Origin of the sequence: Anaerolinea thermophila (assembly GCF_020723905.1) — a bacterium.
Taxonomy (GTDB): domain Bacteria; phylum Chloroflexota; class Anaerolineae; order Anaerolineales; family Anaerolineaceae; genus Anaerolinea; species Anaerolinea thermophila_A.
In genome coordinates, this window is record NZ_DYHZ01000001.1 from 133,484 (window position 1) to 155,929 (window position 22,446).

The 22,446-nt window shown below is 54.0% G+C and carries 18 protein-coding genes, 1 tRNA gene and 1 pseudogene; 16 read left to right on the forward strand and 4 right to left on the reverse strand.

The annotated features are described in order from the left end of the window. The first annotated feature begins 15 nt into the window (after positions 1-15). From LHF31_RS00560 to LHF31_RS00595, 8 genes and pseudogenes are all read left to right on the forward strand, one after another. Positions 16-1,014 (forward strand): ABC transporter permease, encoded by a 999-nt coding sequence (locus LHF31_RS00560; protein ID WP_298003293.1) that lies wholly within the window; start codon positions 16-18, stop codon positions 1,012-1,014. 20 nt (positions 1,015-1,034) lie between these two features. After that, complete coding sequence (locus tag LHF31_RS00565) at positions 1,035-2,165, forward strand: ABC transporter permease (protein ID WP_303773141.1); 1,131 nt, start codon at positions 1,035-1,037, stop codon at positions 2,163-2,165. 10 nt (positions 2,166-2,175) lie between these two features. Continuing rightward, entirely contained in the window at positions 2,176-3,204 is a 1,029-nt protein-coding gene (locus LHF31_RS00570) for an ABC transporter ATP-binding protein (protein ID WP_298003285.1), read from the forward strand. A gap of 1 nt (position 3,205) precedes the next feature. Beyond that, positions 3,206-3,568, forward strand: a complete 363-nt coding sequence (locus LHF31_RS00575; protein WP_298003282.1) for a DUF4870 domain-containing protein — start codon at positions 3,206-3,208, stop codon at positions 3,566-3,568. 23 nt (positions 3,569-3,591) lie between these two features. Then, the gene (locus LHF31_RS00580; RefSeq protein WP_298003279.1) at positions 3,592-4,929 is read left to right on the forward strand and encodes an alpha-glucosidase/alpha-galactosidase; all 1,338 of its coding nucleotides are present in this window, start codon (positions 3,592-3,594) and stop codon (positions 4,927-4,929) included. Positions 4,930-4,958: 29 nt separating this feature from the next. Further along, complete coding sequence (locus LHF31_RS00585) at positions 4,959-6,359, forward strand: alpha-glucosidase/alpha-galactosidase (protein ID WP_303773143.1); 1,401 nt, start codon at positions 4,959-4,961, stop codon at positions 6,357-6,359. Positions 6,360-6,500: 141 nt separating this feature from the next. Continuing rightward, complete coding sequence (locus LHF31_RS00590) at positions 6,501-8,006, forward strand: SH3 domain-containing protein (RefSeq protein ID WP_298006438.1); 1,506 nt, start codon at positions 6,501-6,503, stop codon at positions 8,004-8,006. Positions 8,007-8,076: 70 nt separating this feature from the next. After that, positions 8,077-8,298 (forward strand): annotated as a pseudogene (locus tag LHF31_RS00595) (response regulator transcription factor); the annotation flags it as partial. 55 nt (positions 8,299-8,353) lie between these two features. On the opposite strand, the gene glyS reads toward LHF31_RS00595, so the two are convergent. From glyS to LHF31_RS00620, 4 genes are all read right to left on the reverse strand, one after another. Continuing rightward, positions 8,354-11,350: a glycine--tRNA ligase subunit beta gene (gene glyS / locus LHF31_RS00600; RefSeq protein WP_298006433.1), complete on the reverse strand. Its 2,997-nt coding sequence runs from the start codon at positions 11,348-11,350 to the stop codon at positions 8,354-8,356. A gap of 63 nt (positions 11,351-11,413) precedes the next feature. Beyond that, a complete protein-coding gene (locus LHF31_RS00610; protein ID WP_298006430.1) occupies positions 11,414-11,899 on the reverse strand; it encodes a LysM domain-containing protein in 486 nt (161 codons plus the stop codon). A 104-nt stretch (positions 11,900-12,003) separates the two neighbouring features. Beyond that, positions 12,004-13,905 (reverse strand): DNA primase, encoded by a 1,902-nt coding sequence (gene dnaG / locus LHF31_RS00615; RefSeq protein ID WP_298006426.1) that lies wholly within the window; start codon positions 13,903-13,905, stop codon positions 12,004-12,006. Further along, positions 13,902-16,583, reverse strand: a complete 2,682-nt coding sequence (locus LHF31_RS00620; RefSeq protein ID WP_298006423.1) for a right-handed parallel beta-helix repeat-containing protein — start codon at positions 16,581-16,583, stop codon at positions 13,902-13,904. Before LHF31_RS00620 ends, dnaG begins: the two co-directional genes overlap by 4 nt. A 286-nt stretch (positions 16,584-16,869) precedes the next feature. Here LHF31_RS00620 and LHF31_RS00625 point away from each other — a divergent pair, with 286 nt between their 5' ends. The 8 genes from LHF31_RS00625 (at position 16,870) to recO (ending at position 22,437) form a co-directional block, all read left to right on the forward strand. Continuing rightward, positions 16,870-17,313, forward strand: coding sequence for a copper chaperone PCu(A)C (locus LHF31_RS00625; RefSeq protein WP_298006420.1), 444 nt, complete (start codon positions 16,870-16,872; stop codon positions 17,311-17,313). 3 nt (positions 17,314-17,316) lie between these two features. Further along, positions 17,317-17,895: an RNA 2',3'-cyclic phosphodiesterase gene (gene thpR / locus LHF31_RS00630; RefSeq protein ID WP_298006417.1), complete on the forward strand. Its 579-nt coding sequence runs from the start codon at positions 17,317-17,319 to the stop codon at positions 17,893-17,895. 94 nt (positions 17,896-17,989) lie between these two features. Continuing rightward, positions 17,990-18,307 (forward strand): ribosome silencing factor, encoded by a 318-nt coding sequence (gene rsfS / locus LHF31_RS00635; protein ID WP_298006415.1) that lies wholly within the window; start codon positions 17,990-17,992, stop codon positions 18,305-18,307. A gap of 68 nt (positions 18,308-18,375) precedes the next feature. Next, positions 18,376-18,446 (forward strand) — tRNA-Gln (locus tag LHF31_RS00640). Positions 18,447-18,585: 139 nt separating this feature from the next. Then, positions 18,586-19,944 (forward strand): bifunctional UDP-N-acetylglucosamine diphosphorylase/glucosamine-1-phosphate N-acetyltransferase GlmU, encoded by a 1,359-nt coding sequence (glmU, locus tag LHF31_RS00645; RefSeq protein ID WP_298006412.1) that lies wholly within the window; start codon positions 18,586-18,588, stop codon positions 19,942-19,944. Between the two features lie 4 nt (positions 19,945-19,948). Beyond that, a complete protein-coding gene (locus LHF31_RS00650; RefSeq protein WP_303773153.1) occupies positions 19,949-21,244 on the forward strand; it encodes a hemolysin family protein in 1,296 nt (431 codons plus the stop codon). Next, positions 21,228-21,644 carry a cytidine deaminase gene (cdd, locus tag LHF31_RS00655; protein ID WP_298006406.1) on the forward strand — a complete coding sequence of 139 codons (417 nt, stop codon included), beginning with the start codon at positions 21,228-21,230 and terminating at the stop codon, positions 21,642-21,644. The genes LHF31_RS00650 and cdd overlap by 17 nt, the downstream gene beginning before the upstream one ends. 16 nt (positions 21,645-21,660) lie before the next feature. Continuing rightward, the gene (gene recO, locus LHF31_RS00660) at positions 21,661-22,437 is read left to right on the forward strand and encodes a DNA repair protein RecO (protein ID WP_298006403.1); all 777 of its coding nucleotides are present in this window, start codon (positions 21,661-21,663) and stop codon (positions 22,435-22,437) included. Positions 22,438-22,446 lie beyond the last annotated feature (9 nt).

Below are 22,446 nucleotides of genomic sequence, written 5' to 3' on the forward strand. Positions count from 1 at the left end.
TGGACTGGAGCCGGTATGATCAGTTACATCTTGCGCCGCCTGTTGCTTTCCATCCCTCTATTACTGGGAATCAGCATTGTTTCCTTTGCTATCATTCAACTGCCACCAGGAGACTTTGCCACCACCTATCAGAACTTCCTGATCAATCAGGCAAACATGTCGCCCGTAGATGCAGAAAAGGCGGCAAACGAGTACCGAAAAATCTACGGTCTGGATCGCCCTGTCTATGAGCAGTATCTCAACTGGATTAAGGGGATCGTCACTGAAGGAAAGTTCGGGTATTCCTTCGCCTATAAGCAAGATGTAGGGCAATTGATTGCCGAACGTCTCCCCCGGACGCTCTTTCTGGCACTCTCTGCCCATCTCATTTCTACCATCTTTGGTATTGTCATCGGCATTTATTCTGCCACGCACAAATACAGCATCGGCGATTACGCAGCCACGGTGTTTGCTTTTATTGGCACAGCGGCGCCGCGGTTTTTTCTGGCAATCATTGCAGTGTATTTCCTGGTCATTGAATTGAAATCTCCTTACGTCAATCGTTTTGTTTCCCCTGAATATTCCTTTGCACCGCTCTCGTGGGCAAAGTTTGTGGACATCCTGAAATATTCCTGGCCCGTCATCGTCATTGCAGGGTTTGGCGGCATTGCCCGCAACATGCGGGTCATGCGCGGGAATTTGCTGGACGTGCTGAACATGCAGTACGTCACCACAGCGCGTTCCAAAGGGCTGAGGGAAGATGTGGTCATCAACAAGCATGCCGTGCCAAACGCACTGCACCCTATCATCATGTATCAGGGTACCGTATTACCTTACATGCTTCAGGGAGAACTGGAAGCCGCCATCGTGCTCAACATGCCTTCGCTGGCACCCATGTTTTACAGTTCGCTGGTTAATCAGGATATTTATGTTTCGGGAGGCTTCCTGCTTATTTACAGCGTCCTGCTGGTGCTCGGCAATTTGATTGCCGATGTCGTACTGGCACTGGTTGATCCGCGCATCCGGTTGAGTTGAGAAAACTTGCGGAGGTTCACATGGCAAACAAAAAACTAAAATCCGCTTCAGCCGTTATCCTGCGCGCCAGAGAACATGAGTCCTATGGAACACTGGTCTGGCGGCGCTTCCGCAAGAGCAAAATCGCCATTTTGGGCGGTTTGATGGTGATCATGTTGATTGTCCTGGCGATTTTTTCCGATTTCTTTGCACCATACGACCCCGTTAGACTCAACATGCGCAGCGGGTACATTCCCCCTCATCGGGTACATTTTATTGATGCCGAGGGTAAATTTCATCTCCGTCCATTCATTTATGGATGGAAACAGGTGCTGGATGAGAACATGTTCCCTAAATGGGTAGAAGACACCTCCAAAGCCTACCCCATTTACTTTTTTGTCCGTGGCTGGGAGTATAAACTGCTGGGCTTTATCCCCATGAACATTCACCTGTATGGCTTGAAAGATCCTGAGGGGATGATCTTTCTGCTCGGCTCGGACAAATTTGGGCGCGATATCTTCTCCCGCTCCTGTCTGGCAGGGCGGATTTCGCTCTCCATGTCCCTGTTCGGTACCATTATCAGTGTGGCAGTGGGCTCTGTGCTGGGGGTCATCTCAGGTTACTTTGGCGGTGCTGTCGACACGTACATGCAACGATTTGTGGAGTTTGTGCAATCCTTCCCCCAGTTGCCATTATGGATGGCGCTGGCAGCAATCATTCCCGACACATGGGATCAGTTTGCTGTCTTTGTGGTCATGTCTTCTATCTTTGCCCTGCTTTCATGGACTCTGCTGGCGCGTGAGGTGCGCGGAAAAGTCCTGTCTCTGCGGGAGACCGATTTCGTCCTTGCCGCTCGAGAAATGGGCGCCTCAGACTGGCGCATCATCTTCCATCACCTGTACCCCAACACACTCAGCCATACCATTGTCGTGCTCACCCTCACCATTCCGACCATCATTCTGGCAGAAAGTTTCCTGAGTTTCCTGGGAATTGGCATTCAGGAACCTCTGGTTTCCTGGGGAGTGATGATGCGCGAAGCACAGACCATCCAGACACTGGGCTTCAATATCTGGATTATCTCTCCGGTGTTCTTCATATTCATAGCGGTGCTGGGGTGGAACTTCCTCGGCGATGGTTTAAGAGACGCCGCAGACCCCTATACCATCCTCTAGAGGCAATCATATGACAATCAGTTCGTTTTCGGACCCAATTCTCGAAGTTAAGAACCTGAAAATGTACTTTCCCATCCGCGGAGGGTTTTTCCAGACCATTAAGGGGTACGTCAAAGCGGTGGACGGCATCAGTTTTTCCGTTCGGGAAAATGAAGTGCTCGGGCTGGTTGGGGAAAGTGGATGTGGAAAAACAACAGCGGGGCGCACCATCCTGAGGTTGTATGACCCCACCGATGGGGAAATCTGGTTCCGCAAGAAAGACGGGGAACGGGTAGAAATTTCTAAATACACCCAAAAACAAATGATGCCCCTGCGCCGTGAAATGCGCATGATCTTTCAAGACCCGTTCAGTTCACTCAATCCGCGCCGCACGGTTAAGGAAATCATCGGCGAACCGCTCATCATCCACAACATTGCCAGGGGAAGAGAACTGGAAGATCGGGTGGCGTATTTGATGACTGCCGTGGGTCTCGACCCCGCTTACATGGATCGCTACCCGCACGAGTTCTCGGGCGGACAACGCCAGCGCATCGGGATTGCCCGTACCCTTTCTCTCAGCCCGCGCCTGATCGTTGCCGACGAACCCGTATCTGCGCTGGATGTGTCCATTCAGGCTCAGGTTCTAAATCTGCTGCAGAATCTGAAAGAAGATCTGGGTTTGACCCTTATCTTTGTGGCGCATGATTTGTCGGTCGTGGAACACATTTCGGACCGCATTGCCGTGATGTATGTGGGAAAAATCGTGGAACTCTCCGAAACCGAAAATGTGCTCTACCACCCCCTCCATCCCTACACTGAAGCACTGGTTTCCGCCATCCCTCCTGCCGACCCCGATATCAAAATGCACCGCATTCCTCTCCAGGGGGACGTACCCAGCCCTGCCAATCCGCCCAAGGGTTGCGTGTTCCACCCACGCTGTCGGTACGCCCGAGACATTTGCAGTCAACAGGAACCCACCTTGCGAGAAGTAGAACCCGGACATTTTGCTTCATGTCACTTTGCCGGAGAATTGAGTCTACGAGGAATTGGAGGAGAATGACATGGACCGGTCACGCATCACTGCCTTTCTCAGTTATTTCGTGCTCTTTTTGGGAAGCCTTTACGTGTTGATCTTTGAACGCCATGATGACTACGCCCGCTACCATGCCCTGCAGGCTCTCGGTCTGGTGTTCTTTGCGGCAGGAGTTTTTTTGGGTTGGGCAGTTCTGGGCTTTCTGGTAGCCTGGATTCCCCTGGTGGGACCTGTGTTGAGCATTTCCATGTTTGCGCTGGTAATTGCAGCATGGATTTTTGCGGTAGTTGCATGGGTGATCGGCATGGCAAACGCCGTACGCGGGTTGATTGCTCCCCTCCCGCTGATCGGACGCTGGGCGGAAAAACTGCCCTTTGGGCAAATTGCATAACTGGATAATGAAAGGATGACTGCATGGCAAAAATTGTACTGATTGGCGCCGGAAGCACCGTCTTCACCCGCAACCTTTGCAACGATATTCTGCTCACCCCGGCGCTTCAAGAAAGTGACATCGTCCTGATGGACATTAACGCCGAGCGATTAAACGCGGCTTACAAACTGGTAGAAGCCTTAATCCAGCAGAGAAAGTTGAAAGCCCACGTTGAGGCGACCCTGGACCGCCGGGAAGCCCTTACCGGCGCGGATTACGTCATCACCACTTTTCAACAAGGGGGATTAGACGCATATCGGCTGGATATTGAAATTCCTCTGAAATACGGCGTTGGACAGTGCGTAGGAGATACGCTGGGACCGGGTGGCGTCTTCCGGGCGTTGCGCACTATTCCGGTCCTGCTCGATATTTGCGATGAGATGGACGATCTCGCTCCAGACGCTTTGCTTCTCAACTACGTCAACCCCATGGCGGCAAATTGCTGGGCAGTGAGCGCCGGTTCAGGACGTCCTTTTGTAGGGTTATGTCACTCGGTACAGGGCACCAGCGAGATGCTGGCACAGTGGGTTCAGGTACCTTATGAGGAAGTGAACTTCCTCTGCGCCGGAATCAATCACCAGGCTTTCTTCCTGGAATTTCGCCGTGGGAAGGAAGACCTTTACCCGGCGCTGTGGAAAGCCATCGAAAAACCTGAAATTTACGAGACCGAACCGGTACGATGCGAATTAATGAAGTATTTTGGTTACTTTGTCACCGAATCCAGCGGACATGCCAGTGAGTACGTGCCCTACTTCCGCAAATCCGTGGAGATGATTGAAAAAGATCTGGTGCCGCGCTTCAAGAGTCCACAGGACTTCTGGTTTGACTTCGGGCGCACCGGTGGCTACCTGCGCCATTGCGAGCGCACCGCTCAAACGTTCCAGCAGGAATTTCAGGAACTGCTCGACGGCGTGCGCACCTTGAGCACTCAGCGAAGTCATGAATATGGTTCGTATATCATCGAAGCCATCGAGACCAACAAACCTGTCAAAATCAACGGCAATGTACCTAACTTTGGGCTGATTACCAACCTGCCGCATGGATGCACGGTAGAAGTGCCCTGTCTGGTAGATGCCAGCGGCATTCAACCGGTCAGCATTGGCGATTTACCCCCTCAACTGGCGGCATTAAACCGCACAAACGTCAATGTACAGGAATTAATTGTGGAAGCCGCCCTCTCTGGCGAAGTGGATGCCGTGTATCATGCCGTGATGCTGGATCCGCTGACCGCGGCAGTGTGCACCCTGCCGCAAATCCATGCCATGGTTCGGGAAATGCTTGAAGCCCAAAAGCCATGGCTGCCACAATTTTCAATCCAATAATTGAACTCAAAAAGAGAAAGGAGACTCGTATGCCCAAAATTGCTTTTATCGGAGCCGGAAGCACGGTCTTTGCTAAAAACCTGCTGGGAGATATCCTCAGTTTTCCGGAACTCGCCAACTCCACCATCGCTTTGATGGATATTGACGAGACTCGCCTGAATACCACCCGGCTGGTCGCAGAACGAATTGCCCGCTCACTGGGAGCCCATCCCACCATAGAAGCCACTACCGACCGACGCAAAGCCATAGCAGGGGCAGATTATGTGATCACCATGTTCCAGATTGGCGGTTACCGCCCCAGCACAGTGATTGACTTTGAAATTCCCAAAAAGTACGGCCTGCGCCAGACCATTGCTGATACCCTGGGCATTGGCGGGATCATGCGCGCCCTGCGCACGATCCCTGTCCTGCTGGATCTGGCAAAAGAGATGGAAGAACTGTGCCCGCATGCCCTCCTGCTTAACTACGTCAATCCCATGGCAATGAACATGTGGGCACTCAACCGCGCCAGCAAGATTCGCAATGTGGGCTTATGCCACTCTGTACAGGGGACGGCAATGCAAATTGCCCATGATATTGGCGTGCCTATCGAGGAAATCAACTACCTGTGCGCAGGCATCAACCACATGGCGTTTTATCTGAAATTTGAGCGCAAAACCCCTCAGGGGGTGGAAGACCTGTACCCGCGCATCCACCAGGTGTACAAAGAAGGACGCGTGCCCGACTGGAACCGCGTGCGCTACGAAATGCTCAAACGACTGGGGTATTTTGTCACCGAGTCCAGTGAGCACTTCAGTGAATATGTGCCGTGGTTTATCAAACGCGATCGTCCCGACCTCATCGAGAAGTTCAACATTCCGCTGGATGAATACATCCGCCGTTGTGAGGTACAAATTGCGGGCTGGGAAGCCACCAAGGACGTGGTGGAGAACCCCGGTTTACCCATCAACATCCCGTTGATTCAGGAAAAACTGCGCGCGGCAGGCGCCACCGATTGGGATATCCAGTGGGTGACCGAGATTGCTTCCAAATTTGACCAGATCGAGAAATCTCACGAATACGGCTCTTACATCATCCACTCTCTGGAAACGGGCATTCCACGGGTAATTTACGGGAACGTGGAAAACCGCGGCTTGATTGACAACCTGCCGCAAGGTTGCACCGTCGAAGTACCCTGTCTGGTGGATAAGAACGGCATCCAGCCCACCAAGATTGGCATGCTCCCGCCGCACCTTGCCGCGCTGATGCAAACCAATATCAACGTGCAAGCCCTGACGGTGGAAGCCGCCCTGACCGGCAAACGCGAGCATATCTACCATGCCGCCATGCTCGATCCGCACACCGCCGCCGAACTGGATCTGGATCAGATCTGGAACCTGGTAGATGATCTGATCGAAGCCCACGGCGATATGTTACCCAAATTCCACTAGCCAACCCCCTTACTCCCCCCACGCGGAGTACTGTCCAAGCGGCGGTACTCCGCATTTTTTCCCAACAGGATGGAATACAGGTAAAATAAACTTCAATATGCCACATCCTGTCACAGGATGAAACATGAAACAGGGACTCTCATGACGCATTGCCATCCTGTTGCCCGCATGATATTGAAATCCCCACCCCACCAGGGTTACCCCCTTCAAAGCAAGGTGACGGTCTGGCTTCTGGGCATCATCCTCCTGCCCGTTTTGCTCTCTGGGTTGACTGCCTGCTCACAAGCCAACCCGCTTTCCGCTATGTTAATGACCCCTGTCATGCCTGTAGAAAGCCCCGTGGTGGATCTCCAGCCTTCGCCTGAGGTTGAAACTGGTTCAGGCGCCACTCCATTCCCTTCGCCATCCCCCACGCCATCCCCCACTCCATCCCCGATGGAATGGGTATGGACGGCAAACTCCATCAGCGGCGACCTGCTGGTGATTGACCCTGCCAGCAACAGCATTGCGGTGATTATTCCCACCGGGCATCAGCCGGACATTATTGCCCCTGGCGAAGGCGCCGTGTGGGCGCTTGACCGCACTACTGACCAGGTCCTGCGTTTCAACCAGACCACTTATCAGATGGAAGCAGTTATTTCCATTCCTCAGGGGGAAACCACCGCACTGGCATGTGGCGAGGGGGGCGTTTGGGTGGGCATAGAAGAACGTCCCCTTACCAGTGTGCTGCGTCCTTATGAAGAATACATCCCCAATGGTGGAGTTATTCGCATTGACCCGGGTACCAGTCAGGTAAACGGGTATGCTGAAGTAGGGAGCGTTATTCGATTAACCACCGGACTGGGGTACGTCTGGGCGATTACCCGCAATACTGTGGATACCCCGTTGTACCGCATCAACCCGCAAACCCTGCAACGGGATGAGATTTCCCTGCATGGTACCCACGACTGGCTCCTGGAAGATGCCATTTTTGCCGATGATGAGAGCCTGTGGATGTTTTCTCAGGGATTCGCCCGCCTGTATCGCATGAACCCGGAAGGCAGGCTGTACAGTATCTTCTCTCTGCGCCAGCAAAAGCCCATTGGCTACGCCGATTTGCGGTCCGCCTACGGTTCATTATGGCTTGCCACACCGTGGGGAGATATCCTTCAATTCGATCCCTCCACCGGCGCGGAGCGGTCCCGAACATCCCTGCGCGTGCCTTTGCAGTCCATCACTGCTGCCGCGGGTTCGATTTGGGTACACGCCCCGGCGGATGGCGCGGTGTACCGACTGGACGCACAGAACGGTGAGGTTCAGGCGCGCATCGAAACGGGCGAGAAACTTCCCCCAACCCCGGTAGTCACCGCAACTCCCATCCAGCGGGCAACCCGCCCCTGCGAGGATGCCCCATACTCCCGGCTCCAGGTGGGGATGCGGGCATTTACTCTGAAAGAACCTGACCTTCCCCAGCGCCTGCACAAAGAACCCGGCAAAGAGAGCGAACGGGTTGGCTGGATCCAGCCCGGCGAGACCGTGACCATTCTGGAAGGACCGACCTGCGCTGAAGGCTGGGTGTGGTGGAAAGTACGAACCGAGCGCGGCGGGTACACAGGCTGGGCGGCAGAGGGAGATGAGAACGAATACTTCCTGAACCCTCTGCGGTAAACAAAGCCGATTTGCGAAGCAAACCCATCTCAAGAAGGGTCAGGCGAAGCCATCCGCGCTGCGGCACGCTGAGAAGCCCAACCCCTGCACCACACTGACTGAACGTGAGCAGGAAGTGCTGAAGTGCATTGCTCATTCCATGAGCAATGCCGAAATTGCCGCTCATCTGGTGGTAAGCGAAAAAACGGTTAAAGGACATGTGAGCAATATTTTGAGCAAACTTCACCTTGCCGATCGAACGCAAGCAGCAATTTATGCATGGAAAGAAGAACTGGTACGCAAGGAAGAATGAAAAAAGGGCTGGGGAGTAATTCGTCCCAGCCCCTTCATTTCCCGTAAACCCGGATTTAGAACCCTTCCAGTTTGGAAAAATCTGCCACCCCACAGGCAAGTGCAGCAATGCGCTGAAGCAATCCCAGACGGTTGGCACGCAAATCGGCATCCTCCGCCATAACCAGCACGGTATCGAAGAAACGATTGATGGCGGGGATCATCGGCAGGAAAGCGGCGAAGAAATCATCCACCGAGCCTGACTGCCGGGGGGCGGCTTCGGCTTGCAACAGGGCATCGTAAAGCGCCCGCTCCTCTACCTCAACAAACCGCTCGGGGCGAACCGGAACCTGTTCTTTCTGATCCCGGGTGATGCGCACACAACGGGCATAAGCCGGAAGAATGACATTCCAGTCTTGACGCTGTACCCAGGCTGTCAATGCCTGAGCGGCTCGGAAGGCTCCATACGGATTGTGGGCTTGTTCCGCCATGACCGCATCCACCACATCATACCGGAAGCCGTAATCTTCAATGAGATGGGTGCGCAAACGCCCATAGATAAATTCCAGGCAGGCATTCTGGCTTTCTTCAGTAGCCTGAATGGGCAATCCCTGCGCAGCCAGCACCAGCCCATGGCGAAGATCGAAAGGAATCTGACGTCCAATCAACACCTGAACCAGACCCAATGCGGCACGACGTTGCGCAAAAGGATCTTTGGTGCCGCTGGGAGCCAGTCCGGCGGCAAATAACCCGGAAAGAGTATCCAGCCGGTCGGCTACGCTCAACAAAATGCCCGGCAGGGTTTCGGGGAGAGCATCCCCCGCATAGCGGGGCAGATAATGCTCAAAGATGGCATCGGCAACACCTTTGGGTTCGCCGGAATGTTCGGCGTAATACCGTCCCATAATCCCCTGCAGGGAGGTCATCTCAATCACCATGTGGGTGACCAGATCGGCTTTGAGCAAATATGCAGCACGGCGGGCAGTAGCCAGGTCCGTTGAGTTTAACCCGAAGAACGGTGCCAGTTTGTCTACAAGCGCTTCAACCCGGCGAGATTTGTCGAGCATCGAACCCAGTTTATACTGGAAGGTTAAAGTGCCCAAACGCGGTAGACGTTCTTCCAGAGTGTACTTTAAGTCTTCCTGAATGAAGAAAGAAGCATCGGCAAAGCGCGCCCCAATCACCTGCGCATTGCCATCGGCGACGACATCCAGATGCTGATCATCTCCATTGCGCACGGCAATAAAGTAAGGCAACAGCCCGCCCTGAGGAGCATACACCGGGAAATAGCGCTGGTGCTTCTTCATCACCGAAATCAAAACCTCCACGGGCAGTTTGAGGTATTCAGGATCAAAATTACCCCGAAGCGCGGTGGGGGCTTCGACCAGTTGGGTCACCTCATCGAGCAAACCTTCATCCAGTTGTGGCAAGCCACCCACTTCGGTCATCAAACGCTGAACCTGCCCGGCAATTGAGGCGCGGCGCTCTTCCGGGTCAAGGAGAATACCCTGAGACCGCAAGGCACTTTGATAATCCGAGGCGGATTTCAGGGTAAAGGTTTCGGGCTGGTAAAAACGCAATCCGCGGGTGATACGATCAGCGCGCAATCCGGCATACTCGAACGGCACCAGCGTATCCCCTAACAATGCCACCAGCCAGCGGATAGGGCGGGAGAACGCCACCTGACTGGCATTCCAGCGCATGGTTTTTTCAAAGCGCAGGGAGGCAATCAAACCGGGCAGGGCTTCGCCGAGCACATCCACGGCGGAACGCCCCTTCTCAAACACCTCAGCCACCACATATTGTCCGCCGTCCATTTCCTGGATTTTGAGGGCAGACACATCCAGACCGCGACTACGGGCAAATCCCTCAGCGGCTTTGGTGGGTTGGCCCTGAGCATCAAAGGCACGGGCAGCAGGCGGTCCTTTTACCACGGTTGTGCGGTCAGGTTGAGCCGGAGATAAATCTTCTACCAGCACTGCCAGCCGGCGGGGTGTTCCCCAAACGCGCACATCGCCATGGCTCAGGCGCAGTTCCTCCAGCAGAGCCGGCACTTTCTCCCGTAACTGCTCCAGCGCGGTCTGCAAATCGGCGGCAGGAAGTTCCTCGGTGCCAATCTCCAGAAGGAACAGTTCCGGCTGGCTAACCCCGCCGGTCTGTACCGCCGGGGCAGATTCTGCCTGAGGCGTTGTGTCTTCTTTGAGCCACGGGAACCCCAGACGTTCGCGCTGTTCCACGTAGGCAACGGCGATTCGGCGGGCGAGGTCACGCATGCGCCCAAAGAGCGCCTGCCGTTCGGTCACCCCGACTGCGCCCCGGGTATCCAGGACGTTAAAGGTGTGGGAACACTTCAGCACATAATCATGAGCAGGCAACACCAACCCTTGCTCGAGCGCAGCATTGGCTTCGGCTTCGTAGAGATTGTACATTTGCCAGAGACGATCTACGTTGGCAACCTCAAAAGAATATTTGCTGTGTTCGTACTCTCCCTGAAGGTTGACATCGCCATACGTGCGGCTGGGGCTCCACTGAATATCGCGGAAATGACGGACCCGCTGGAGCGCCATGGCAATCCGTTCCAACCCGTAAGTAATCTCTACCGATACCGGCTCGAGGACAAAACCGCCCGCCTGCTGGAAGTAGGTGAACTGAGTAATTTCCTGACCGTCCAGCCAGACTTCCCAACCCAGTCCCCACGCACCCAGTGCTGGCGACTCCCAGTTATCCTCGACAAAGCGGATATCGTGTTCGCGCGGATTGATACCCAGCGCCATCAACGATTCGAGGTACAGTTCCTGAGGATTACCCGGATCGGGTTTGAGAATAACCTGAAACTGGTAATGCTGGTTAAGACGGTTGGGATTTTCGCCATAGCGTCCGTCATCGGGACGAACCGACGGTTCCACATATGCCACATTCCAGGGTTCCGGACCCAGCACCCTTAAGTAGGTGGCTGGATTCATGGTGCCTGCGCCAACCTGCTGATTGTAGGGTTGCCAGATAAGACAACCCTTCCTGGACCAGTAATCCTGAAGTTTGAGAATAATTTCTTGAAAAGTCAGCGTTCGATCCATGCCTGCTCCACAACAAAAAATTGCATCCGGATTATACCAGAGGGGAAACTCTGGAAGTTGTTATCAGTTTACGCGACGAATAAATCCCGCCCAGAGTGTCCAGATCAACCCGACGGCGCACACCACCACCATCCCAACCAGTAAAGGACGACGGTTGGTTTCCACAAAGCCATTTACCGCCTGCAAAACAGGATGAGGCGTGGCGGTTGGTGTCAGCGTGGGCATTGGTGTCCTGGTAGGAGAAAGCGTGCGTGTCGGGGTGACAGGTGTAGGGGTACGCGTTGGACGGGGAACAGTGGGGGTAATGGTAGGGGTTACCGTCGCTGTTGGCGCTAAACGGATGATGAGGCGCTGTCCAGGGAAAATCAGGTTTGCCGTTGGGGCTAAACCGTTCAGTGCGCGAATCTCCGCCATACTGACCCCGTAGACTTCTGCAAGGGTGGCCAGGGTCTCGCCTTCCTGTACGATATGGACAATTGAGCCATCCGGCTGTGGGGTAGCGGTGACAATCCCTTGCTGGAATCCCTCCGCATACACAGGAGAGGTCAAAAAGGAAATCCCCAATATGAATAAAACAGTAACCATCCACAAGCGCAAGCGCATGTGCACGATTATAAGCGGAAACGCCTCAATTGGGAAAAGGTCAATGGATTTCAGGGCAAAATCATCGGTTGTCTTTGAGCCTGGTGGATGTAGCGGAGAATCTCGGTAGATTGATTCATACTCTCCAGCAAGCCCGACTGCAATTCCCCATCCGCTTGACCTTCGGCGGCAAGAAATCGAATTTGATCCATTGTTTCTCGAACGTGCAATTCGCGCAGGCGCAGGAGGGTGCGCACCAGTTGTTCAAAGGCTTCCTGCGAGGAAATTTCCTTCTCCCCCAGGGGCTTCAGGTATTCATTCAGTTTTTCCTGAAGGGGTTCGGGGACGAACTGCCGGATGTACTCATCCACTTCGTACTCATCCTGATTCAGTGCATCCAGAATCAATCGTGCCAGTTGCTGATGCTCGGCTTGCTCAAAATCCATGATTCTAAAAGGCGCCAGCCGATTTTGCTGGAGGAATCGATCCAGATCCGGAAGCAGGTCGAGAAAATGCAACAATAGACGCAAAATTTGTTCTTCCAGAGCGCGCATCGGAGGCACCGGAGCCATTGTGGGCGGCTGGCTGGCAGATGGACGAGCCTCCGCGCGTCTGCGGGTGGAAGCACGCTCCGTCCTGGTCATGCTGAGGCCAGCAAAGGCTCGCTCATCTACACGCAAGAGACGAGCCAGGCGCTGACGGTAATCTTCCCGCTCAATGGGACTGGCGACATCCTCAATGAGAGGAAGCACCTGAGCGGCAATCTGGCTTTTGACCTTGGGATCATCCAGATTTTGCCCTGCCGCCAGCGTTTCCATAACGTGAATCACCACCGGACGGGCACTGGCAATCAGGTTTTTCCATGCCTCCGGGTCGCTTAATACCAGATCATCGGGGTCTTTACCTTCCGGCAAAGTTGCCACGCGCAAATCGGCCTGCAGACGGGCTTCGTGGCGCAATAAACCACGGGCATCAAAAACCACTTCGGTGGACTGATCCATTGCCTGGCGGGCAACCTCCAGCCCGCGCAGAGTGGCTTTCTGCCCGGCAGTATCGGGATCAAGCGCCAGCACAATACGGCGGGTAAAACGCTTGAGCAGGCGCAGTTGGTCCTCCGTCAAAGCCGTACCCATGGGCGAAACAGCGTTTTCAAATCCCGCCTGATGGAGTGCAATCACGTCCAGATACCCCTCGACAATGACTGCCTGATCCATCTGACGGATGGCTTTCCGCGCCCTATCCAGCCCATAGAGCAGTTTCCCCTTATCAAACAGTGGCGTTTGCGGAGAGTTGAGGAACTTGGGTAAATCCTGCGGGTTGAGAATGCGCGCACCAAAGCCGGTCATCCTGCCATTGACATCACGGATCGGGATCATGATGCGATGACGGAATCGGTCAAACACACGTCCCTCTTCCGATTCGCTGAGCAATCCCGCCTGGCGGAGATCCTCGATGGAATACTGTTTTGCAGTGAAGTACTTAAGGGCATGATCCCATCCTTCAGGAGCATAGCCCAACCCAAAGGCTTCGATGGTTGCCCGGGATAAGCCTCGCTGAAAAAGATAATTCAAAGCCGGTTTTCCCGTGGGAGTTTCCAGTAAATGGAAGCGATAAAACGTGACCGCTTCTTCCAGCAAAGCGCGCAGGCGTTCGTACTCCTCCCGCTCTTCTTCTTTCTGCGGGGTGATGGCTTCCAGTTTTACCCCCGCTTTTTCTGCCAGGAACTGCAAGGCTTGAGGAAAGTCCCAGCCTTCTTTCTTCATCACAAAGCGGAAAATATCTCCGCCTTCGTTACAGGCTCCGAAACAGCGCCAGGTTCCTGTTTCTGGAAAAACAACGAAGGAAGGCGTACGCGTATTGGGGTGGAATGGACAAAAACCCGTATAGTTCTTTCCGGCGCGGCGCAACTGCACCGTTTCGCTGACTAAATCAACAATGTCAATGCGGGATTTAATTTCATCAATCGCGGTCATGGTTCTGAATCATTCCGGTTGTCTTTCCGCAAGAACAAATACCACAAAAAGCCCAGCCCCACCCCTCCGCCAAAGAGCAGTCCCAGCACCAGACTGATCCAGTCGGATGCATTTTGCTCTGGCAAAGAAGATTCCTGCGAGGATGTCGGAGAAGGTGTGGCAGAATTCTCCGGTTGAACAGAAGACGGTGTACCGGTGATTTCCCCCGTGGTGGTTGCAGTCGCCTCACCCGTTTCTTCCGGGAATAGAGGAGTAGATTGTTCAGGGGGAAGATATCCGCCCTCTGGAGTAGGAAGCACAGTGCCCTGATCGGGCGGTAAATACCCTTCAACGGTAGGCGTAGGCGCTCCGGGGGTACCTGCAGTCAGAGTCAGGGTGCGGGTAGGTGTGCGCGCAGTGCCTGTGCCCGGGGTAGCGGTGCGGGTAGGGGTGAGCGAGAGAACGCGCGTGGGGGTGTTTACCGGTCGAGTGGTGGCGGCGCGGGTGGGAGACGGGAACGGGCGGAATGTGGCAGTAAACGTGGGAACAGGCGTCCAGGTGCGGGTACGGGTAGGAGTAAAGGTGGGCGTAGGCGTATTTGGAACAATCGAAAGGATGTCTGAGTACACATACCCGCCATCCGGTCGCATCACTTTGATACGGTAATAATTCATCACGCCATTGGTACGCCCGCCATCCACAAAGGTGTAATCACTGCCGCTCGTTGCTGAACCTCTGCGGGGGATTAAATCGGAAATGGGGTCAAATGGACCGCTGGCAGACAGGGAACGCAGGACATAAAAACCGCTGATATCGGCTTCGGTGGTGGTGGACCACTGCACCGTCACAGTTCGATCGCTTGCCAGCAGGCGGAAGGTGGCGGGAATGGGCAGACCCACCATGAATGGCGTAAATCCCAGTTCGGTAAATGAGGGTTTTCCACTGGTATCTATGGCAACACGGATTTCATCCTGCTCCATATCGCAGGTAGTGGACTGCCCACTGACACCGCCTGCACCGCTTCCTGCGGGGTTTTGCCCGGTGGTATCCCATCCGGCGGTCAACACGCCAGATGGATCCAGCCACCAGAGGGGGAATTTGCTGGCATTTGAGGACAGTTCACAGTACTGTGTGGATTCAATCACCGCAATACACGCCGCAGAGCGGTTGTACTTGAAGGACAATTCCAGAGTACCGGAGGGCGCAGTGTTCTCCGCAAGGAAGACATCAAAAGCATACCCGCAAGGGTTGGGACTGCCTGTACTGAAAGAGAAGGATGGAATGCTGGAAGGAACATCCGCACCGTGGTTGACCACGTACACATCCACATCACTGCCATCGGAGGAACGCTGAAGTGCAATTTGATTATCGAAAAGGTAGGTTTTTGAGGCTGTCACCGTCAGGCGGGTAGCCCGTACTCCTGCCGAAGTGCTGTTCCGGGCAATCGGCGCGCCCAGGCGGCGGGCAGGATCCAGCGTGCAGTGCGTCTCACTGGCAGACGGTATCACGCCATCGCCCCAGTAATTGTGATTGGCAAGGCGGCTGGCAACCGGCGCTGAAGCGCCTGCCGCGCATTCTACCGCTGAACCACTTCGGTTCTGATGAAGGTTGTTTGCCACCAGCAAAAGCGGCGCTGAACTGGCGCTCCCCCAGTAAAGTGCGTACCCGCTGTTACCAGTGATGTGGTTGTAACGCACGGTAAGAGAAACGCCCACATTTGCTACTGAAATAGCGTCTGCTCCATTCAGTAAATCATTGCTCTCAATCAAGACCGCATCGGTGGTGTTCACCAGAATCAAAGTACGGCTAGGTGATGTACAGGTGCCGTCGTTGATGGTTAAACCGCGCAGGGTTACTCCGGCAGTTACCTCCAGCAAAGGACTGGCGCAGAGACCATCCTCTGCCGTCAGGACAGCGTTTGCCCCACCCTCCAGGGTCATGGGTTTGTTCAGGGTTACACTTTGCTCTTTGAGCATCACCGTACCCAGCACAACAATACGCCCGCCGGCAGGCAGTGCATCGATGGCATCCCGCAAGCCCGTACCCAATCCGCCCACAAAATCGCCCGCGCTGTTCAGGAAACAGGGAGATTGAGTACAGGCAGAAGGAGACCCCGCCAGATACGCCGTCGAACCCGACCATGCCAGCACATTCATCTGGGAGGTGAAGGCTTGACCGGTGCGCGCCCAGGTGCCCGTGCCGGTTGTGTCCTCAAACACACGCATCAACACGCTTCCCGGAGCATTAGCCGTGCGAGCAATACGAAAATGGAGATTCAACGTATCGAAAAAATACCCGGCATTCATCTGCGTTTGTACCGCAACCGCCAGGGAGTAACCGGTCGGAGGAAGCGGATCTTCAGCACAACCGGCTGAAGTGACGTTGGTGTATGAAAGACCGGTAAAACCGCCCGTGCTGTCCACCTGCACAGACGAAGCATCCAGCCAGTTGACAGGCAAATACACACAGACCTTGACATTGGGATTGCTGGAGGCAGGCGCATACTGCCCAACCTCAAAATTCAGGCGGTAACTCAGGCGCTGTCCGGCGGCACACCCCCCTGAGGGACACCCGGAGGGAGCCAGCAAGACCAGCGAGGTAGAGGATTGTTGCGGTGGACTGGCATGTGTCAGCGATGCTCGAAGGAGCATCATTCCCAGTAAAACCAGACCCACCGCCCAGATACGTTTGAAAGGCATAACCTTTTTTCCCTGTGTGTGAGAACTCTATTTTCCTATTGTACCCGGGATTAAGAATGGCGAAAGGAGGTTTTCTGGCACGAAATCGGTTGTAGCACCTTATGAAAACAGATGATCAACCGGATGATACGTTCGACTGGATGGCATCATGACAAAACTATCACCTCTCAATCACAATGGTAAACAATGATGAGGAAACTGTGAACAAATCTTTAAGGAAACTTGACGAAGTGTGTTTGTTCGTTAAAATGAAAACAGATCAATTGCTAAAGGAGTCATTGCCACGATGGGACAACGTCCTGTAAAAATCATCCCGATATTGTTATTGATGACATTCCTTTTCCTGAGCGCGTGTTCTTCCCGTCAGTCCAGCCTGACGGTTAAAGAGCCCTGGGCACGGCTGGGAATTTCCGGTGGAAACAGCGCCATTTATCTGAAAATCGAGAACTCCACCGGAGAAGATGACGCCCTGGTCAGCGCCTCCTGCGATGCGGCAATGATGACCGAACTGCACATGACCCAGATGATGGATGATGGCACCATGAAGATGGAGCCGCAGGAAAAAATCCCTCTGCCCGCCGGGCAAACCGTGGAGTTGAAACCAGGCGGATTGCACATCATGCTGATGAACCTGAAAAAGGATCTGAAAACAGGTGACACATTGACTCTGAAATTGAAATTTGAGAAAAGCGGAACCATTGAAGTCAAAGTGCCCGTGAGAGAACCGTGATCCATGAATGCGATTCGCGCTTTCATTGCCATTGATTTGCCTGAAGATCTGCGCCATCAACTGGGAGACATCATTAATTCTCTTAAGAAGAAAACGCCGCGAGCAGTGCGGTGGGTACCTCCTGAAAACATTCATCTGACCCTGAAGTTCCTCGGGAATGTCTCCCCAACCAACCTGAACACCCTGACGCAGATGCTCCGTCAGGAAGCCTTGCGACACACGCCCATGCAGTTCTCGGTGGGCGGGCTGGGCGCATTCCCCTCCAGACAACGTCCCCGCGTGATCTGGGTAGGCGTGCATGCCCCACCCGCATTGATCGAGTTACAGCGCTGTGTAGATCAGGAAACCGAAGCCCTCGGTTACCCGATGGAGGAGCGCGAGTTCAGTCCACATCTTACTCTGGGAAGGGTAGCCCAGAATGTCACACCCCAGGAATTACGCCAGATTGCCGAGGCATTGTATTACACCCAGGTGGGAGAATTGGGCGTGGTGAGGGTTACTGAAATCCGCCTGTACCGCAGTGATTTACAACCTGGCGGCTCGGTGTACACACCGCTTTTTACTGCCCCCTTAAAACGATAGGAAAACGAAGTTCTCAAATTGTGCTAGAATCATACTCAATCAAAATTTTTGCTACGCGAGGTGAAATCTGGACGCACTGGAAGTTGCCCGCGCAATGGTGCGCGCACTGGAAGAAAAAAAAGGCGAACAAATTGTCTTGATGGACATCCATGAAATTGCCGTTTTTGCCGATTATTTTATTTTATGCAACGGCACCAGCAACCGCATGATTGAAAGTCTGGTCGAAAGTGTCTCTGAAGCCGCACACAAGCAGTTCCATCTGGAAGTCAAGGTAGAAGGATTACCCGATGACGGCTGGATGGTTGTAGACCTGGGGGATGTGGTGATTCATCTGTTTTCTCCCGATCAACGAGAATATTACCGGCTGGAACAACTGTGGGATAAAGGCAAAGTTTTATTGCGCCTGCAATAGTTTTTTCAATCAATCGAAGCATTTTCATTGCCAATCGCCAAAAAACCGGGTAAAATCAACCCTGCAATTGGGGCGTGGTGCAATGGCAGCACACCAGACTTTGGATCTGTGGATCTTGGTTCGAATCCAGGCGCCCCAGCACATTTTTTTAACCCATCCGGTTTTCCAGACAGCAATCTACTGGAAAACCGGATTATAATTTTAATGAAGAGGCACCCTCCCCAACCGCATCTTCGGGCGAGGGTGAAATACTCTCTGGTAATGGAGAACGAAAACGCATGAAGGTTTTACCTATTATTCTTGCCGCTGGTCAGGGGGTGCGCATGCGATCCCGCCTGCCCAAAGTACTGCACCCGCTGGCGGGACGCCCGTTAATTCACCATGCCCTGCGGATTGTGCAACAGGTTGCCGATGTCGCTCCGGTTGTGGTCATTGGTCATCAGGCTGAACAGGTGCGCGCCGCGCTGGATGAATCGGTGCGCACCGCCTTACAGGAAGAACAACTGGGCACCGGTCACGCGGTGATGTCTGCCGAGGCACTGGCGCGCGGCGCAAGCGATCTGGTGTTAATTACCTATGGGGATATGCCCCTCTTACGCCCCGAAACCCTGCGGGCATTGATTGAGGTGCAGAAAAACAATCCCGGTCCGCTTTCCCTGCTGACAGTCGAAATGGAAGATCCGCACGGTTTTGGGCGCATCATCCGAGACGAAGAGGGACGGGTAACTGCCATCGTCGAGGAAGCGGTTGCCACCCCGGAACAGCGTGCCATCCGTGAACTGAACACCGGCGTGTACTGCATCCGCAACGAGTGGCTGTGGGGTGCCCTGCGCAAGATTCAGCGCTCTCCCAAGGGGGAATACTACCTGACCGATCTGGTAGAGATTGCCGTTTCGGAGGGATTGGAAGTGCAAGCCGTGTGCCTGGCGGATTCTGAAGAAGCCTTGGGCATCAATACCCGCGTGCACCTTGCTGAAGCCGAAGCCGTCCTGCGCAAACGCATCGCCCGCCACTGGATGGAAGCCGGCGTGACCATTGTGGATCCTGATTCTACTTATATTGAAGCCGATGTGACCATTGGTATGGATACGGTCATTTACCCCAACACCTACCTGCGCGGAAAAACCAGCGTCGGAGAAAACTGCGTGCTGGGACCGGATACCATCATTGAGGACAGTCAAATCGGTAACAACTGCACAGTTTTAGCATCCGTCATCGAAAGTTCTCTGCTGGAAGAGGATGTGCGCATGGGTCCCTTCTGCCATCTGCGTCCCAAAGCCCATCTTGCCAGAGGGGTTAAGATGGGGAATTTTGGCGAGGTCAAAGCCTCTTACCTGGGACCCGGGGTGCACATGGGGCATTTTTCGTACATTGGCGATGCCGTCATTGGCGCGCACACCAACATCGGTGCGGGAACCATCACCTGCAACTTCGATGGGAAGAACAAGCACCGCACTGAAATTGGCGAAGATGCCTTTATCGGATCAGACACCATGCTGGTGGCACCAGTGAGAATTGGAGCGCGCGCCCGCACTGGCGCTGGCTCGGTAGTAACCCATGACGTGCCCGATGACGAAACAGTGATTGGCGTGCCCGCTCGACCCTTCAAGAAATCCTCGAAAGAGAGTGAACATTAAGGCAATGATGCTTCCTGAGGAAATCCTTTTTCTAGTTGGAGTCATTCTTCTGGATCTGCTCTTTGCGGCAGTGCGGGGAAGCGTGGTCAATGCCCGCCTGCCTTCTTTAATGGAAATGGGCGAGGAACAGCCCGAAAAGGTGCGCGACAGCATGGCTGTTCTGCAAAAACCGCGTCTGCGCACCACCGTTCGGGTGATGCTCTTCTGGTCACATCTTTTCATTTTCTTCCTCGGGCTGATGCTCATGCAGAATCTCTTCCCGCACTCAGGGGTGGGTATCTGGCTGGCAGGACTCTTTTTGATTGGGCTGGTGGTGCTTTTCCTGGAACATCTCATTGAAGGCAGCGTGCTGGAACACGCTGAGGAATGGGCAATGCGATTCACCCCCCTTCTCCGTTTTCTGGATGGACTGTTCAGCCCCTTGACCATTCCCCTGCTCCATCTGCTCGGCTCCCCACAGGCTCTTCAGCAACGCTTTATCTCGGTAACCGAAAGTGAACTGCGTACATGGGTTAAAGAAGGGGAACCGCAGGGAAGCCTGGATCAGGACGAGCGGGAAATGATTTATTCCATCTTCCATTTTGGCGATAAACTGGTGCGCGAGATCATGATTCCACGCATTGATATGTCAGCCGTGGAAATTCAGGCTTCGCTGGAAGAGGTGATTCAAATCCTCACCCGTACCGGGCATTCGCGTTTACCGGTGTATGAAGAAACTGTGGACAATATCGTGGGTTTGCTGTATGCCAAAGACCTCTTAAAAGTGCGATCAGAAGAAGGACAAACTCTTGAAAGGTTGCGGCATCTTTTACGTCCCGCTTACTTTGTCCCGGAAGCAAAGTACGTCAAGGATTTGCTGGAAGAGATGCAGGAACGCCGTATCCATATGGCGATTGTGGTGGATGAATACGGCGGCGTAGCCGGACTGGTGACGCTGGAAGATATCGTGGAAGAGATTGTCGGCGAGATCCGCGACGAATACGATCAGAGTGAGGAACAGCCCTACCAGAAACTTTCAGACGATGAATATCTGTTTCAGGCGCGCATTGATCTGGACGATTTTAATGAGATCATGGGAACGCAGATTGAAAAAGACCTGGCGGATACCATCGGAGGGCTGATGTATGGTCTGATTGGACAGGTGCCTGCGGGAGGGGAAACCGTCCAGATTGAAGATGTCCTGTTGAAAGTGGAGCAGGTCACCGGCAGGCGCATTCGCACGGTGCGGGCAACCCGCATTCATCCTTTGACTGACGAGCATCCCCCAAGCGGAGAAAATAGCCATGAAACTGAGCGATGAACAAAAGCAAACTCTAATTCAAGCCGCGCTTCAGGTTCGGCGCTGGGCTTACGTACCTTACTCGAACTATCGGGTAGGAGCGGCGTTGTTAACTGAGTCGGGAAAAATTTACGATGGGGTTAATGTGGAAAATGCCGCCTATCCAGCAACGATATGCGCGGAACGCACCGCCGTTTTTAAAGCGGTATCGGAAGGAGAACGCCATTTCGTTGCCATTGTTGTGGCGACCGAGAACGGCGGAACCCCCTGTGGGTCCTGCCGACAGGTGCTGGCGGAGTTTGGGCTGGATATTCAGGTGATTGTGGTGGATGCTCAGGGTACCATTCACCTGGAAACCACAGTGAACGAATTACTACCCGGAGCCTTTACCTCCAAACAACTGCCTCCACACGAGTCCTGATTGCTTTTCCGGCAAAATGCCTGCTCCCCCGCGAACTCTTTCTACCGAAGCCGTAGTGTTGCGCCATTCCGACTGGGGAGAAGCCGATCGGGTACTGGTGCTGTTCACCCGCGAACAGGGAAAAGTGCGTGCGCTGGCGAAAGGCGCACGCAAGATGCTCTCCCGTAAAGCAGGACACCTGGAACCATTCACCCATGTGAAAGTCCTGCTGGCGCTGGGGAAGGATTTCTGGATCGTCACGCAGGCAGAAACGCTGAACGCCTTTCTCTCAATTCGGTCTGACCTGTTACGCACCGCTTACGCCGCTCTGGTCATTGAATTGCTGGACCGCTTCACCTCAGACGACGGGGAAAACCCTGCCCTCTTTCAACTGCTGGTAAATACCCTCTCACGCATTGCCAGCCTGGAGGATCCGTTCATTGCCGTTCAATACTATCACCTGCGACTGCTGGATTTAACAGGATTTCGTCCCCAACTCTTCAACTGTTTACGCTGTGGAAAAGAAATTCAACCGGAGAATCAATTCTTTGATTTTCAGGAAGGGGGCGTGATCTGTCCCCGCTGCGCACCACAGGTTCCCACTGCGAGAAGTGTCAGCCTCAACACCCTGAAATACCTGCGCCACCTGCAGCGTTCCCCATTTGAGACAGCCCAACGGGCTGATCCAGCGCCATCCGAACGGAATGAAATGGAAACCCTGTTAGAGGGGTATTTCACCTATCTGCTGGAGCGCAGGCTCAACACCCCTCATTTTTTAAACGAAATTCGCCGCGAAATTGCCTCACGGAGGTAAAGATTTTTC